Source organism: Campylobacter sp. TTU_617, from assembly GCF_016599045.1.
Classification (GTDB): domain Bacteria; phylum Campylobacterota; class Campylobacteria; order Campylobacterales; family Campylobacteraceae; genus Campylobacter_D.
This window is the reverse complement of the sequence record NZ_JAENKV010000020.1, coordinates 1-15,693: the sequence shown is the minus strand read 5'-3', so window position 1 is coordinate 15,693 and position 15,693 is coordinate 1. Positions and strand designations below refer to the sequence as shown.

General features: G+C 26.6%; 13 protein-coding genes, 1 tRNA gene and 1 riboswitch. Of the genes, 11 read left to right on the top strand and 3 right to left on the bottom strand.

Features of this window, described 5'->3' with window-relative positions; translation table 11 throughout:
* Positions 1 to 172 precede the first annotated feature (172 nt).
* Positions 173 to 258, top strand: a riboswitch (TPP riboswitch).
* Entirely contained in the window at positions 251 to 931 is a 681-nt protein-coding gene (pnuC, locus tag GQV94_RS07180; protein ID WP_200170373.1) for a nicotinamide riboside transporter PnuC, read from the top strand. Its footprint overlaps the riboswitch before it by 8 nt.
* Positions 909 to 1,529, top strand: coding sequence for a thiamine diphosphokinase (locus tag GQV94_RS07175; RefSeq protein ID WP_200170372.1), 621 nt, complete (start codon positions 909 to 911; stop codon positions 1,527 to 1,529). The genes pnuC and GQV94_RS07175 overlap by 23 nt, the downstream gene beginning before the upstream one ends.
* Before the next feature lie 3 nt (positions 1,530 to 1,532).
* Here the strand turns inward: GQV94_RS07175 and GQV94_RS07170 are convergent.
* Both GQV94_RS07170 and GQV94_RS07165 read right to left on the bottom strand, forming a co-directional pair.
* Positions 1,533 to 1,618, bottom strand: a tRNA-Leu gene (locus tag GQV94_RS07170).
* Between the two features lie 37 nt (positions 1,619 to 1,655).
* Positions 1,656 to 1,991 carry a F0F1 ATP synthase subunit C gene (locus GQV94_RS07165; RefSeq protein ID WP_200170371.1) on the bottom strand — a complete coding sequence of 112 codons (336 nt, stop codon included), beginning with the start codon at positions 1,989 to 1,991 and terminating at the stop codon, positions 1,656 to 1,658.
* Between the two features lie 208 nt (positions 1,992 to 2,199).
* On the opposite strand from GQV94_RS07165, the gene GQV94_RS07160 reads away from it, so the two are divergent.
* From GQV94_RS07160 to pckA, 4 genes are read left to right on the top strand one after another with little or no spacing between them, the layout of a single operon-like run.
* Positions 2,200 to 3,540 (top strand): sodium-dependent transporter, encoded by a 1,341-nt coding sequence (locus GQV94_RS07160; protein ID WP_200170370.1) that lies wholly within the window; start codon positions 2,200 to 2,202, stop codon positions 3,538 to 3,540.
* Between the two features lie 3 nt (positions 3,541 to 3,543).
* Positions 3,544 to 4,872: a sodium-dependent transporter gene (locus tag GQV94_RS07155; RefSeq protein WP_200170369.1), complete on the top strand. Its 1,329-nt coding sequence runs from the start codon at positions 3,544 to 3,546 to the stop codon at positions 4,870 to 4,872.
* Between the two features lie 32 nt (positions 4,873 to 4,904).
* The gene (locus GQV94_RS07150) at positions 4,905 to 6,683 is read left to right on the top strand and encodes a biotin/lipoyl-containing protein (RefSeq protein ID WP_200170368.1); all 1,779 of its coding nucleotides are present in this window, start codon (positions 4,905 to 4,907) and stop codon (positions 6,681 to 6,683) included.
* A gap of 17 nt (positions 6,684 to 6,700) precedes the next feature.
* Positions 6,701 to 8,272 carry a phosphoenolpyruvate carboxykinase (ATP) gene (pckA, locus tag GQV94_RS07145; RefSeq protein ID WP_200170367.1) on the top strand — a complete coding sequence of 524 codons (1,572 nt, stop codon included), beginning with the start codon at positions 6,701 to 6,703 and terminating at the stop codon, positions 8,270 to 8,272.
* A gap of 34 nt (positions 8,273 to 8,306) precedes the next feature.
* On the opposite strand, the gene GQV94_RS07140 is transcribed toward pckA, so the two are convergent.
* On the bottom strand, positions 8,307 to 8,624 hold the full coding sequence (locus tag GQV94_RS07140) for a histidine triad nucleotide-binding protein (protein WP_200170366.1): 318 nt from the start codon (positions 8,622 to 8,624) through the stop codon (positions 8,307 to 8,309).
* A 108-nt stretch (positions 8,625 to 8,732) separates the two neighbouring features.
* On the opposite strand from GQV94_RS07140, the gene pheS reads away from it, so the two are divergent.
* The 5 genes from pheS to GQV94_RS07115 all read left to right on the top strand — a co-directional run.
* On the top strand, positions 8,733 to 9,725 hold the full coding sequence (gene pheS / locus GQV94_RS07135; protein ID WP_200170365.1) for a phenylalanine--tRNA ligase subunit alpha: 993 nt from the start codon (positions 8,733 to 8,735) through the stop codon (positions 9,723 to 9,725).
* Positions 9,722 to 12,043, top strand: a complete 2,322-nt coding sequence (pheT, locus tag GQV94_RS07130) for a phenylalanine--tRNA ligase subunit beta (RefSeq protein ID WP_200170364.1) — start codon at positions 9,722 to 9,724, stop codon at positions 12,041 to 12,043. The genes pheS and pheT overlap by 4 nt, the downstream gene beginning before the upstream one ends.
* Positions 12,040 to 13,320: a 3-phosphoshikimate 1-carboxyvinyltransferase gene (aroA, locus tag GQV94_RS07125; protein ID WP_200170363.1), complete on the top strand. Its 1,281-nt coding sequence runs from the start codon at positions 12,040 to 12,042 to the stop codon at positions 13,318 to 13,320. The genes pheT and aroA overlap by 4 nt, the downstream gene beginning before the upstream one ends.
* Positions 13,310 to 14,143, top strand: a complete 834-nt coding sequence (locus GQV94_RS07120; protein ID WP_200170362.1) for a 4-hydroxy-3-methylbut-2-enyl diphosphate reductase — start codon at positions 13,310 to 13,312, stop codon at positions 14,141 to 14,143. The genes aroA and GQV94_RS07120 overlap by 11 nt, the downstream gene beginning before the upstream one ends.
* 93 nt (positions 14,144 to 14,236) lie before the next feature.
* Positions 14,237 to 15,693, top strand: a 1,457-nt coding sequence (locus GQV94_RS07115) for a 30S ribosomal protein S1 (RefSeq protein WP_200170361.1), incomplete at its 3' end; no start/stop codon positions are given.

Sequence of the window (15,693 nt, the reverse complement as noted above, 5' to 3'; positions counted from 1 at the left end):
ATTTGACAATAATAAAGATAGATATTTTGATTTTATGTTAATAAGTGGGGCTAGTGATATTGTAAAGATATTAGATGATTTTAGAGTGATTAAAAGTATAAGGGGGTGAAGGATGTTTTATTAAATATTTTAATATTTTACTAAAATATAATTTTTTATAATAATATAAAGTTATTTATCCAAGGGGTGCTTAGGCTGAGATTATACCCTTAGAACTTGCAAGATAATACTTGCGTAAGGAAGGATAGTTTTGTTAAAAACTCAATTAAGTGATTTATCTTTTAAATTTTATTTCTCATTATTAGCGACTCTAATTTTTGTTATTTTAACAAGTTTAATTATTAGCACAGATATTTTAAGTATTTTTACTGCTTCGTGCGGAATTATTTATGCATTTTTTGCTGGAGCTAAGAAACTAATTTGTTTTATTTTTGGTATTATATATTCTATTTGTTATATTTATATAGCCTATAAAACTAATTTGTATGGCGATGTTATGTTAAATCTTATTTATTTACCTATGAATATATTGGGTATTATACACTGGAAAAATCATCAAAATGAAAATAATTTTGTTAATATTAGAAGCTTAAAATTTAAAAATATTATAATTAGTTTTTGTATAGTTTTAATTTTAACAATTTTATATGGAATTTTTTTAGAAAAAATTAATACTACATTTGCGTATCTTAATGGTTTTGCTGTTGTTGCTCAAATTGTTGCATTTTATTTACAAGTAAAACGATATATTCAAAATTACTTATTAGTTACTTTAGCTAATATTACTAATGTTTTAATTTGGTTTTTAATTTTTGAATATTCTAAAGAAAATATAGCTCAACTTTTAAATATGATTATTTTTTTAATTATTGGTTTATATTATTATTTTATATGGAAAAAGAGTTATAATGAAAGCTTATATACTTGCTAATGGTGCTTTTCCTAAAAAGAAATTTTTAATTAATGAGTTAAAAAATGCACCTTTTATTATAGTTTGTGATGGGGCAATTGCACATATTGATCGTTTGGGTATTAAAGTAGATGTAATTATAGGTGATTTAGATAGTATCGATAAAAAGCTAAAAGAAAAATATTTTGAAAAAATTGTTTATATTCAAGAACAAATGAGCAATGATTTATCTAAAGCTTTTTATTATGGTTTAAATTTAGGTTTTAATGAATTTGTAATTTTAGGAGCTACTGGTAAAAGAGAAGATCATACTTTAGGGAATATCTCTTTATTACTTTTATATGCTAAAGCTTGTAAAAATGTTATTATGAAAAGTGATTATGGCGAATTTGAAGTTGTTAAAACTCCCTGTAAGATTTCTAGTGTTAAAGGGCAACAAATTTCTATATTTTGTTTTGATCCACATATAAAAATTAGTTCAAAAAATCTTAAATACCCACTTAAGAATTTAACATTGCCACTTTTGGCTAGTGCTACGTTAAATGAAGCCTTAAAAGATAATTTTTATATTAAAACAGATAAAGTATGCAAGTTATTGATTTATAAAAAATATATATAAAAATGGTGCGGTTAGCGAGACTTGAACTCGCACATGCGAAGCATACTACCCCCTCAAGATAGCGTGTCTACCAATTCCACCATAACCGCATAAATTTAAAAAAGCTTCTAAATTTTTAGAAGCTTTTTATAGAAAAGGATTTCCATAAAGAAGTAATAAAGCAATAACTAAAGCATAAATAACTTGCGCTTCGATCATAGCAAGAGCAATAAACATTGTAGTCATTAACTTAGATCCAAGCCCAGGATTTCTAGCTGTTCCTGCTATTGTTGCTGCTGCTGTATTTCCCATACCTATAGCACCACCTAAAGCCGCAACTCCAACTCCTAAACCAGCCGCTAAGACTGAAAATGCTTTAATCCATGCATCCATTGTTCCTTGGATACCTAATTGAGTTGTGGTATTTGTTTCAGCAAAGGCAACTGCTGTTAAAGCACATAATAAAAAAATAGTTTTTTTCATAATAATAAATCCTTTTTATAATTTATAAAATACTAAAATCATAATTTCGGCTTGCGTATCCCTACTTTTAAATGATAAAGTATATTATAAGCTAAAATTATATAATCATTTAACTTTATTTTTATTGAAAATTACTTATCTCAATAAAAATTAAACTTTTTTTTGCTTTAATATTAAATAAAATAAATATTTTGATAAAGGTTATATTTTGAGTTCTAAATTTTCAAAAATAGGTTTTGTGTTGGCCGTAGCAGGATCGGCTGTTGGTCTTGGAAATGCTTGGAAATTTCCAACTTTAGTTGGACAAAATGGAGGTTCAGCTTTTGTTTTTTTATATCTTATCTTAACTCTTGGGGTTGGTTTTGTGATTTTTCTTGCTGAGTTAGCTCTTGGCAAATTAAGCGAAAAAGATCCTGTCAATGCTTATAAAATATTAGCGCCTAAATATAAAAAAGAATGGTCTTTTGCTGGTTTTACTATGATAGCTAGTATTTTAATTGTTTCTTTTTATAGTGTGATAATTGGTTGGATTTTAAAATATGTTTTTTTAAGTATTACATTTGAACTTCCTTTTGATATTAATTCTGCAAAAAATCAGTTTAGTGAGTTATTGCATAAAGATTTTTTAAGTCAGTTTATTTGTTTTACTTTGGTATTTTTGCTTATTTTTTATATAGTTTCTAAAGGTATTAAAAATGGAATTGAAAAATTAAATATTTGGATGATGCCAACTTTATTTATTTTGCTTATTATGATGCTTGTTTATACAATGAGTAAAGATGGTTTTTATATGGCAGCTAAATTTTTATTTATTCCAGATTTTTCAAAGATTTCCGTTTCTGCTATTTTAGAAGCTTTAGGTATGGCTTTTTTTAGTCTTTCTTTAGGAGTTGGAACTATTGTTACCTATTCGGCTAGCTTGCCTGAAAAAACAAATTTTATTACTAGTACTTTAAATATTATTTTTATTAATATTTTAGTAGGTATTTTAATGGGACTTATAGTTTTTACTTTTATTTTTGAATTTAATGCGGATCCAGCTGTAAGTGGTCCTGGTTTGATTTTTATTTCTTTATCAACCTTATTTTCTAAATTAGGCATTATAGGTTCTATTTTTGCTGTAGCTTTTTTTATATCTTTGATTTTTGCCGGAATTACTTCTGCAGTTTCCATGATAGAACCTTTTGCCTTTTATCTTATTAATACTTATGAAATGAGTCGCAAAAAAGCTCTTGTAATCATTGGAGTTGTTGTATATATTTTAGGTATTCTTTGTATTTTATCTTATCTTAATTTTACTCAAGGATATCTTAGTTTTTTTGGAATGAGTTTTTTTGATATATTAGATTCTTTATCAAGTAAAATTATTATGCCTCTTGGTGGAATTTTGGTAGCCATTTTTGTTGGTTTTATTATGAAGAAAGAAGGTTTAAAAATTCTTTTTAAACCTTATATGAGAGGAATTTATTTTGAGCTTTGGTATATATTTTTACGTTTTATTTCTCCTTTAGCTGTTATTATTATCATGATTAGTACATTTATTAGATAAATTATGAGAAATTATTTTAGTAAAATAGGTTTTATTTTAGCAGTGGCTGGAGGCGCAATAGGTCTTGGAAATGCTTGGAAATTTCCAACTTTAAGTGCAGAAAATGGAGGTTTTATTTTTGTCCTTTTATATCTATTTTTTACTTTAACGATAGGTTTTAGTGTTTTTTTAGCAGAAATTGCTATGGGAAGATTAAGTAAAAGCGATTTAGCAAATGCTTATTCAAGTCTTGCTATTAAATATCCTGAAAAATGGCGTTATGCTGGTTTGTTTATGTTGGGAGGAATTTTTGTTCTTTCTTTTTATCTTATGATTATGGGATGGGTTTTAAAATATACTTTTACCAGTATATTTTATTTACCTGTGAATTTAGAAGTGGCAAAGCTTGATTTTATAAACTTAACTAGTGAAAATTTAAGTATTTCTTTATTATTTTATACATTATCTTTTTTCTTGACTTTATTTATTGTTTCTAAGGGTCTGATAAAAGGCATTGAAAAGCTTAATATTATTATAATGCCTAGTCTTTTTTTAATGTTAATTTTTATGTTGATTGTTTGTATCAATTTTGATAATGGGTTTATTAAAGCTTTGAATTATCTTTTTTATCCTAATTTTTCTAATTTTAATTTTCAATCTGTTTTGAAAGCTTTAGGTCTTGCTTTTTTTACCCTTTGTCTTGGTATAGGTTGTATTGTAACTTATTCAGTAGCCTTAAATAAAAAAACGAATTTTATCAAAAGTTCAATTTTTATTGTGTTGATTAATCTTTTGATTTCACTAATGATGGGACTCATAGTTTTTACTTTTATTTTTGAATTCGATGCCAATCCTCACTCTCAAGGTGCTAGTTTAGTTTTTATTTCTTTAATAAGCTTATTTAAACAACTTGGAATTTTAGGTTATTTTTTAGCCTTCATCTTTTTTTTAGCTTTGTTTTTTGCCGGAATTACTTCTGCAGTTTCTATGATAGAACCTCTTGTTTTTTATATGATAAATAATTATAAAATAACGCGTATAAAGGCATTAGTTTTTATAGGATTTATTGTTTATATTTTAGGAATACTTTGTATTCTATCTCTTAATAAAAATTTTTCTTTTTTAAAAGTTAATTTTTTTGAAATTTTAGATAATTTTACTTCAAATTTTTTATTACCTTTAGGAGCAATAACAAGCTCTATTTTTGTTGGTTTTTTTATAGACAAAAAAAGAATTTACAAAATTTTTTGCAAATTTTTAAATAGAAAGATTTTTTTATTTTGGTTATTTTTTGTTCGTTTTATTGCACCTTTGGCAATAATTTTTATTATGTGTTATCAAATTTTTGTATAATGCTTAAGAATTTAGATTTTTAGGGAAAATGTATGGCTAAAAAATTTATAGATGTAATGGATACTACTTTTAGAGATGGTTTTCAATCAATTTATGGAGCAAGAGTTTTAATGAATGATTTTTTCCCTGCTTTAGAAGCTGCAAAAGAAGCAGGGATAACTCATTTTGAATTTGGTGGTGGAGCAAGATTTCAAAGTTTATATTTTTATTTAAATGAAGATGCTTTTTTAATGATGGATAAATTTAGAGAAATTGTTGGAAAAGAAGCAAATTTGCAAACATTATCAAGAGGAGTTAATACTGTTGCTTTAGAAACAGCAAGTAGAGAAATAATTGATTTGCATGCTAAATTATTTGCTAAACATGGAACGACAACAATAAGAAATTTCGATGCTTTAAATGATGTTAATAATCTCAAATTTAGTGCAGAATGTATAAATAAGTATGGATTAAAACATGAGTTAGCTATAACTTTAATGGATTTGCCACCGGGTTGTAAAGGAACCCATGATGTTCCTTTTTATGAAAAAATTCTAAAAGAAATTTTAAAAGAACAAATTCCTTTTTCAAGTCTTTGCTTTAAAGATGCTAGTGGAACTTCAAATCCAAATAAAATTTATGAAACAATTAAAATGGCTAGGAAAATATTGCCACAAGAAACACATATAAGATTTCATACTCATGAAAGTGCCGGAGTAAGTGTTGCTTGCTATTTGGCGGCTTTAGAGGCTGGTGTAGATGGTATAGACTTAGCAGCAGCTCCAGTAAGCGGAGGAACTTCTCAACCTGATATTTTGACAATGCTTCATGCTGTAAAAGGTAGAGATTATGATTTGGGTGGATTAGAAGAAGAAAAAGTTTTAAAATACGAAGAAGTTTTAAAAGATTGTTTAAAAGAATATTTTTTACCTCCTGAAGCCTCTATGACAAATCCTCTTATCTTATTTTCTCCTATGCCAGGAGGTGCATTAACAGCGAATACTCAAATGATGAGAGATAATAATGTTTTAAATAAACTTCCTGAAGTGATTAAAGCTATGCAAGAGGTTGTAGAAAAAGGGGGATTTGGAACCTCAGTTACGCCTGTTTCGCAATTTTATTTTCAGCAAGCTTTTAATAATGTAATTTTTGGTCCTTGGAAAAAAATTGCACCAGGTTATGGTAAAATGATACTTGGATATTTTGGAAAAACTCCAGTTAAACCAGATGATGAGATTGTAAATCTTGCTGCAGAACAATTAAATTTAAAACCAACTACAAAATTGGCTATCGATTTAGCAGATGAGGATGAGACAAAAAGTATAGCTTATATTAAAAAAATTCTTAAAGAACATAATATTGAAGAAAGTGAAGAAAATATTTTTATTGTAGCAGCTTGTAAAGAAAAAGGAATAACTTTTTTAAAAGGCGAAGCTAAAGTCAATATTCGCAAAATACAGGATGAATTATCTAAAAATTTATCGTTAAAACAAAATAAATTTGAAGTTTTAGTTAATGGAAATAAATATGATGTTGAAATTAACCCAAAAGATGATAAAGATTTAATTGTTAAAGAAAAAAAAGAAGTTAATTTAAATACACAAAATAATTTTAATAATAAACAAGCAATATCTTCTGAGATTTCTGGTAATGTTTTTAAAATCTGTATTAAAGAAGGAGAAGAAGTAAAAGCAGGACAAAAGATAATGATTTTAGAAGCTATGAAAATGGAAATGGATATTAATTCTCCAAAAGATGGAGTTATCGAGAAAATTTTTGTATCATTAGGTGATAGCGTAAGTGAAGGTCAAATTATTGCAAGTTTTAAATAAATTTTTAAGGAAAAGTTATGAAAAATTTTGATGCATTAGGTTTGGAAAATATAAAAGTATTTTATAATTTAAGCTACGAAGAGTTAAATGAGCATGAAAAAAATAATAAAGAAGGTGAAAGCTGTTTAAATGGTACTTTTTGTGTTGATACAGGGATATTTACAGGGCGTAGTCCCAAAGATAAATATTTTGTCAAACAAGATCCTTCTCAAAACTATATTTCGTGGGGAAAAATTAATCAGCATATCACAAAAGAATTATTTGAAAAGCTTTTAAAAAAGGCTAAAAAACAATTAAGTGGAAAAAATGTTTATATTCAAGATGCTTATTGTGGAGCTTCTTTAAATTCTAGAAAAAGTGTTCGCTTTGTTACTGAATTTGCTTGGCAAGCCCACTTTGTAAAAAATATGTTTATAAGACCTACAGAAGAAGAATTAAAAAATTTTAATCCAGATTTTATTGTTTATAATGCTTGTAAATGTATTAATGAAGATTTTAAAAAAGATGGTTTAAATTCGGAAGTTTTTGTTGTTTTTAATATAGAGCAAAATATAGCGATTATTGGAGGGACTTATTATGGCGGAGAAATGAAAAAAGGAATTTTTTCTATGATGAATTATTGGCTTCCGCTTGAAAATAAGCTTTCTATGCATTGTAGCGCTAATGTAGGGAAAGATGGTGATGTAGCTTTATTTTTTGGATTAAGTGGCACAGGAAAAACTACACTTTCAACAGATCCTAATAGACAACTAATAGGAGATGATGAACATGGTTGGGATGATGAGGGAATTTTTAATTTTGAAGGTGGATGTTATGCTAAAACAATTAATTTAGATCCAAATAATGAACCTGAAATTTATGCAGCCATTAAAAAAAATGCTCTTTTAGAAAATGTTGTATTAAGAGAGGATAAAAGTGTTGATTTTGCAGATTCTTCAAAAACTGAAAATACTAGAGTTTCTTATCCGATTGAGCATATTCAAAATCATAAAAAAGACTTAAAAGCAACTCATCCTAGAAATATCATTTTTTTAACAGCTGATGCTTTTGGGGTTTTACCTCCTGTTAGTAAATTAAATAAAGAACAAGCTATGTATTATTTTTTAAGTGGTTATACGGCAAAAGTAGCGGGAACAGAACGCGGAATTACTGAACCACAAGCAACTTTTTCTGCTTGTTTTGGCGAGCCTTTTATGCCGCTTCATCCAACCGTTTATGCAAGATTATTAGGAGAAAAAATAGATACACACAAGGTTAATGTATATTTAATAAACACAGGTTGGAGTGGTGGAAAGTATGGGGTTGGTAAAAGAATGAGTATTAAAGCTACAAGAGCTTGTATTAATGCTATTTTAGATGGTAGCATTAATCAATGTAAATTTGAAACTTTTGATGTTTTTGATTTATTAATACCTAAGTCTTTAAATGGTGTTGAAACTACGCTTTTAAATCCTATTAATACCTGGAATAATAAAAATGAATATATTGATACAAGAAATAAATTAGCTATGATGTTTATAGAAAATTTTAAACGTTATGAAGATGTAAAAGAAGGAATTGAATATAGTAAATTTGGTCCTAAATTATAATTTAGCAAAAGTAATTTTACTTTTGCTAAAATTTTTAAAAACCACCTAGCATATGAAAATGAAGATGAAAAACTTCTTGTCCGCTATTTTTTCCACAATTTGTTAAAAGCTTATATCCTTTTTTATCGAGCTCTAAAAGTATTGCTAACTCTTGTATAAAAGAAGTCATTTTTGCCATCAAATTAGGATCAAATTCTTGAAAATCTTTAAAATGTTTTTTAGGAATAATTAAAATATGTATAGGAGCTTTAGGATTAATATCATGAAAGGCTAAAAAATCTTCATTTTCTAAGACTTTATTACAAGGAAGTTCTCCATCAACAATTTTTTCAAAAATAGTTTTTTCACGCATTTTCGTCCTTTATATTTTTCTAAAATTATATCTTAGAATTTTTATTGTGAATTTAAATTTATTTTTATAAAATAATTTAAATTTTTATTATGAAAGTAAGGTAAAAAATTGCAACAAATTATTGAACAAATTAAAAAATGTAGTAATTTAAATGATCTTGAAAATCTTAGAGTTTCAGTTCTTGGAAAAAAAGGTATTCTAACGCAAAAATTTTCAGAGCTTAAGAATATTAATGGAGAAGAAAAAAAAGAATTGGCAAGTATATTAAATAAGCAAAAAGATGAATTCAATCATTTTTTTGCTTTGAGATTAAAAGAATTAGAAGATTTAGAATTAAATGAAAAAATGAAACAAGATGTTTTAAATTTTACTTATTTTGATGAAACTTCTACTTCAGGAGCTTTACATCCAGTTCTTAGCACTATGGATAAGATTATAGAATATTTTTTAAATTTAAATTTTAGCATTGAAAAAGGTCCTTTAATTGAAGAAGATTTTTATAATTTTGAAGCTTTAAATTTGCCAAAATCTCATCCGGCAAGAGATATGCAAGATACTTTTTATTTTGATGATAAAAGACTTTTAAGGACTCAAACCTCTCCTGTGCAAATAAGAACTATGTTAAAGCAAAAACCACCTATTCGTATGATAGCACCTGGTGTTGTTTTTAGAAGAGATTTTGATATAACGCATACTCCTATGTTTCATCAAGTTGAAGCTCTTGTAGTAGAAGAGGGACAAAAGATAAGTTTTGCCCATTTAAAAGGTGTATTAGAGGATTTTTTACATTATATGTTTAAAGATATTAATATTAGATTTCGTCCAAGCTTTTTCCCTTTTACAGAGCCTTCTGCTGAAGTTGATATTTCTTGTGTTTTTTGTAAAGGTCAAGGATGTAGGGTTTGTAAAAATACAGGGTGGCTTGAGGTTTTAGGTTGCGGTATTGTGGATCCTAATGTATATAATTTTGTAAATTATAAAAATGTAAGTGGTTATGCTTTTGGGCTTGGTGTTGAAAGATTTGCTATGCTACTTCATCAAATTCCTGATTTAAGATCTTTATTTGAAGGAGATTTAAGATTATTGGAGCAATTTAGATGATAATTACAAGAAGTTGGTTAAGTGATTGGCTTGATATAGAAAAAAAGAATTTAAATGAATTGGTCAATACTTTAAATTCTATAGGGATAGAGGTTGCTAATGCTTATAGATTAAGAGTTCCTGATAAAATTGTTGTAGGTTTTGTTAAAGAAAAAATTAAACATGAAAATTCTGATAAATTAAGTATTTGTCAAGTAGATGTTGGAAGTGAGATTTTACAGATTGTATGTGGTGCTTCCAATGTAGCACAGGGACAATTTGTAGCTGTGGCTTTAATTGAGGCTTTAATGCCAAATGGTATGATGATAAATAAGACAAAGCTTAGAGGGGTAGATTCTTATGGAATGCTTTGTTCATCTGTTGAATTAGGTTTTGCTAAAATTAATGACGGAATTTTAGTTTTAGATGAGAGTATAGGTAAATTAGAGTTAGGTCGAGCTTTAAACGAGTATAGTATTTTTAATGATGATTTGATTGAGGTTGAATTAACTCCCAATAGAGGGGATTGCTTAAGTATTTATGGTATAGCAAGGGATTTGGCAACTGCTTGGGATTTAGATTTAAAAAAGCTTTCTGTCTTTAAAGAAGAAGAAAATGTTTTGGGTATCGGTAGAATTTTAAGACTTCAGTCTGAAAAAAGCCTTAATAGCTTGTTTAATTACAGAGCTATTGAAATTAAAGAAAATATAACACTTGGACTTTTATATAGTTTAAGATTAGCTCAGGCAGGAGTCTTAAAAACAAATACAATTGAAAATTTTCTTTTTTATACAACTTATTCAACCGGAGTGCTTTTTAATGCTTATAATTTTAATGAATTAAGTAAAGAAGGCGAAGAATTAACTTTTAATTTAAGTAAAGAAGCTAATGGGGTTACAAAAGTTTCTTGTAATAATCAAATATTAGGAATAAGCGGTATATATCAAGAGAAGAAGTTAAAATGTGATATAGAAACAAAAATTATTATCATAGAAGCAAATTATACAGATCCTTTTATAATAGCTAATGCAAAAAATGTTTATAAAGAGCAAGATAATGATGTTTTTTATAGAAGTTTTAGAGGAAGTGAGCCAAAACTTAATCTAGGAATGGATTTTTTATTAAAGATATTTAAAACTATTCCAAGTATAGTTATTTATAGTAGCTCTCAACAAATTTCAGAAGAGAAAGAAATTCCTAGTATTTCTTTAAATATTGAAACTATAAACAATATTATAGGACAAGCTATTGATAAGGATGAGATTTTAAAAATTCTTAAAAAATTAGGTTTTGAAATTATTTTTTTCGCAGAAGGCCTGGTAAATGTTAAACCTCCTATTCATAGACCAGATATTAAAAATTTGGCTGATATTTGCGAAGAAGTTGTTAGAATCATAGGGATAGATAATATAAAATCTAAGAATTTAAATTTTATTGAAAAAAATAGATTAAATTTAGTTCATAAAGATTATAAAAAACTTTTAGATTTAAGATTAAAAGCTGTTAATAATGGCTATTTTGAAAGTTTGCACTTTATTTTAGATAGTGAAGATGAGCTAAAAGATTTTGGTTTTAATCCTATAAAATTAAAACTTATTAATCCTATAAATCAAGAATTAAATACCTTAAGAACTACGCTTTTAAATCATCTTGTAAATGCAGCAAGCTTAAATATTAAAAATTCAAAAAAACTAGTTAAACTTTTTGAAAGTGGAATAGTATTTAATCAAGATAATCAAGAATTAAATCATATAGCTTTTATACATTCAGGTTATAAAGAAGAGAGTAAAATTTCTAATAAAGCAAAACCTAATTTAGTTAATTTTTACGATTTCTTGCTTGATATTAAAAATATTATAGGAGATTTTAAACTAGTTGCTTCTAATTATGCTTTTTTGAGTCCTTATGAACAAGCTGATTTATATATTAATGATATTAAAATTGGATTTATAGGAAGATTGCATTTAAAGATTGAAAATGCAAGATCTTTACTTAAAACTTATGTGTGTGAGCTTGATGTTGATGCTATTAATTTTAAAGAAAAAAAAGCTAAAATTTATTCCAAATTCCCAAGTATTCATAGAGATTTGAGCATTTTAATTCCTAAGAATTTTTCTTATGATAAAATTAAAACTTGCATAGAAAAATACCATTTTGATATTTTAGAGAGTTTTAGAATCGTTGATCTTTATACAGATGAAACCTTGCAAGATAAATATAGTCTTACTATATCTTTTATTTTTAGAGATAAGGAAAAAACTTTAGAAGATAGTGAAGTTGTTTCGTGTATGGATAAAATTTTAGAAGGTTTAAAAGATTTAGGTTTGCATTTAAGATGAAAGTTCACCCTTTAGGGTTTTTTAATAAAGAATTAGAAGATATTGCTTCTGATAAAAGCATTTCTCAGCGTTTTGCTATTTTTTCCTTACTTGCTAAAGAATCAAGTATAGCTAAAAATTATCTTTTAGCAGAAGATTCTTTAGGAACTTTAACTATACTTAAAGCCTTAGGGGCTAAAGTTGAGATTGAAAATACTTGGGTTAAAATTACCCCACCTACTACCTTAATCACTCCTTGTAATGTTTTAGATTGTGGTAATTCTGGAACAACGATGCGTTTGTTAATAGGATTATTAAGTGGAATACCCGGCTTTTTTGTTTTAAATGGAGATAATTCTTTAAATAAGCGTCCTATGGATAGAATTTGCAAGCCTCTTAAGAAAATAGGAGCAAAAATTTATGGGCGTGAAAATACAAGTTTTGCTCCACTTTGTATACAAGGAACAAAATTAAAATCTTTTGATTTTAAAAGTAAAATTTCTTCAGCTCAACTTAAAACAGCAATGATTTTAGCCGGTTTTAATGCAGATTCAACTTCTTTTTATAAAGAAGAAGAATTAAGTAGAGATCATAGTGAAAATATGTTAAAAGCTATGAATGCACCAATTAATATAAGTAAAGATCATTTAGAAATTAAAATTAATCCTTTAAAAAGCCCCTTAAAAGCCTTAAATATTACTATACCTAATGATCCATCTTCAGCATTTTATTTTGCATTAGCAGCACTTATATTACCTCATTCTTCTATTTGTTTAAAAAATATTTTACTTAATAAAACACGTATTGAAGCGTATGAGATCTTAAGAAAAATGGGAGCCAAAATTACTTATAAAATTAATAAAAGAGATTTTGAGGATATTGGTGAAATTTATGTTGAAAGTAGTCAGTTAAAAGCCATAGAAATTAAAGAAAATATTTCTTGGCTTATTGATGAATTGCCAGCCCTTGCTATAGCTTTTGTTTTTGCCAAGGGTAAAAGTAGGGTAAGAAATGCCAAAGAATTAAGAGTAAAAGAAAGTGATCGCATAAAAAGTATTGTAATAAATTTAAAAAAATGTGGTATTGTAGCTAAAGAATTGTATGATGGTTTTGAAGTTGTATCGGGTTCGCCTAAAAAAGCTATAATTGAAAGCTTTAATGATCATCGTATTGCAATGGCTTTTGCTATTTTAGGTTTAATGTGTGGAATTGAGATTAAACAAAGTGAGTGTATTAAAACTTCTTTTCCAAATTTTAAGGATATTTTAAAAAATTTAGGAGCACAAATTGAAGATTGAATTAGCTGAAAATTATGGTTTTTGTTTTGGAGTAAAAAGAGCAATTAAAAAAGCAGAGCAAATTAAAAATGCTGCAACAATTGGACCATTGATTCATAATAATGAAGAAATTATGCGCCTTAAGAAAAAATTTAATGTTAAAACTCTTAATGATGTTAAAGAACTTAGCGATGAAAAAAGAGCTATTATAAGAACTCATGGTATTACAAAACAAGATTTAGAAAATTTAAAACAAAAAGAAATTGAAATTTTTGATGCTACTTGTCCTTTTGTAACAAAACCTCAGCAAATTTGTGAAAAAATGAGCAAGGATGGTTATGAAGTCGTTATTTTTGGAGATGAAAATCATCCAGAAGTAAAAGGAGTAAAAAGTTATGTAAGTACTAAAGCTTATGTTGTACTAGATAAAAAAGAATTAGAAAATATTAATTTTTCTAATAAAATAGCTGTAGTGTCTCAAACAACTAAAAAAGTAAAAGATTTTATGGAAATTGTAAATTTTTTAATTTTAAAAGTAAGAGAAGTAAGAGTCTTTAACACTATATGCGATGCAACCTTTAAAAATCAAGAAGCTATTGCAAAACTTTCTAAAAAAAGCGATATTGTTATTATTGTAGGTGGAAAAAATTCTTCTAATACTAAGCAACTTTTTTTGATTGCAAAAAATTATTGTAATGATAGTTATTTGATAGAAACTAAAGATGAGCTAGATAAAAAATGGTTTAAAAATAAAAAATTATGCGGTATTAGTGCTGGAGCTAGTACTCCTGATTGGATAATTCAAGAAGTTGTAAACGAAATTAAGTCTTTTGAGATTCAATAAAATGGAATTATTTTTTTAAATAAAGAAAAAATTAGTATTAATTTATAAAAAATAAGATACAATTCATAAATTTAAATATTAAAAAGGAACCCTATGATTGAGGTAGAGAAAAAGATTCAAAAAGATAATGAAATTTTTGATGACGAAGATTTTGAACAACTTTTAGAGGCATTTGATAAATCAAATAAAGAAACTATAACAGAAGGTGTTATAGTTGGTATTAAAGATAATGAAGTCTTTATAGATATAGGAGAAAAATCAGAAGGAATTTTAGAACTTAGTGAAATTCAAGATAAGAATTCTGATTTGTTATTTAAAATAGGTGATAAAATAAAAGTTGCTATCATTGGGTCACGCAATGGAAAATCTTTAATATCTCATAGTAAAGCTTTAAGAAAAGAAAAAGTAATTTGGTTTATTGAAAACTATAAAGAAGATCAAGAAAGTATTTTTGAGGTTAAAATTATAGGAAAAAATAAAGGCGGTCTTATAGCTATTGATAAAGATAATGTTGAATTTTTTCTACCTAAATCTCAGTATGGTTTTAAAGAAAATGCTAATGTTTTAAATAAAACTTTTAAAGTTAAAATTATCAAAATTGATAAAGAAAATCAAAGTATTGTTGTTTCTAGAAAAAAGATTTTAGATGAAGAAAGAAAGAAAAGAAAAGAAACTATTTATAATATTACTCAAACACAAGATCTTATAGAAGGAGTTATTAAAAAAATAACGACTTATGGAATGTTTGTTGATGTTGGAGGAATTGATGGACTTGTGCATTATAGTGAAATTTCGTATAAAGGTCCTGTAAATCCAAATCTTTTTTATAAAGAAGGTGATAAAGTTCCAGTTAAGGTTATAAAATACGATAAAGATAAAAAGCATCTTTCTCTTTCTATTAAAGCTGCTTTGCCAGATCCTTGGATGGAGATAAAAGATAATTTAGAAGTTGGAGATACTATTAAGGTTGTAGTATCAAATATAGAATCATATGGAGCCTTTGTTGATTTAGGCAATGATATAGAAGGTTTTTTACACATTAGTGAAATCTCTTGGGATAAAAATATTAAAACACCAAAAGACTATCTTAGCAAGGGACAAGAAATTGATGTTGAAGTGATTGAAATAAATCCAGAAGAAAGACGTTTAAGGGTATCTTTAAGAAATTTATTAACAAAACCTTTTGAGAATTTTATCAAAATGTATAAAAGTGGTGATATTGTAGAAGGTGTAGTTACTTCTATTACTTCATTTGGTGCTTTTGTTAAATTTGATTCTATAGAGGGACTTTTACATAATGAAGATGCTTCTTGGAATAGAAATATCAAATGTAAAGATTTGTTTAAAAGTGGAGATAAAATAAAAGTTAAAATTATTAAAATAGATACAGAAAATCAAAAAATCTCTTTAAGTGCAAAAGAATTGACTCAAAGCCCTGTTCAAAGTTACGCTAAAGAACATAAAGTAGGAGATATAGTCAAAGGCATTGTTAGAGATATAAAAGAATTTGGTGTTTTTGTTGAACTTAGTGAAGAAGTCGATGCTTTAAT

Excerpts from the sequence above, each read along its gene's own strand:
- GQV94_RS07140 (WP_200170366.1), bottom strand. The coding sequence starts at position 8,624 with ATGCGTGAAAAAACTATTTTTGAAAAAATTGTTGATGGAGAACTTCCT.
- GQV94_RS07155 (WP_200170369.1), top strand. The coding sequence starts at position 3,544 with ATGAGAAATTATTTTAGTAAAATAGGTTTTATTTTAGCAGTGGCTGGA.
- GQV94_RS07165 (WP_200170371.1), bottom strand. The coding sequence starts at position 1,991 with ATGAAAAAAACTATTTTTTTATTATGTGCTTTAACAGCAGTTGCCTTT.
- GQV94_RS07175 (WP_200170372.1), top strand. The coding sequence starts at position 909 with ATGAAAGCTTATATACTTGCTAATGGTGCTTTTCCTAAAAAGAAATTT.
- pckA (WP_200170367.1), top strand. The coding sequence starts at position 6,701 with ATGAAAAATTTTGATGCATTAGGTTTGGAAAATATAAAAGTATTTTAT.
- GQV94_RS07150 (WP_200170368.1), top strand. The coding sequence starts at position 4,905 with ATGGCTAAAAAATTTATAGATGTAATGGATACTACTTTTAGAGATGGT.
- aroA (WP_200170363.1), top strand. The coding sequence starts at position 12,040 with ATGAAAGTTCACCCTTTAGGGTTTTTTAATAAAGAATTAGAAGATATT.
- pheT (WP_200170364.1), top strand. The coding sequence starts at position 9,722 with ATGATAATTACAAGAAGTTGGTTAAGTGATTGGCTTGATATAGAAAAA.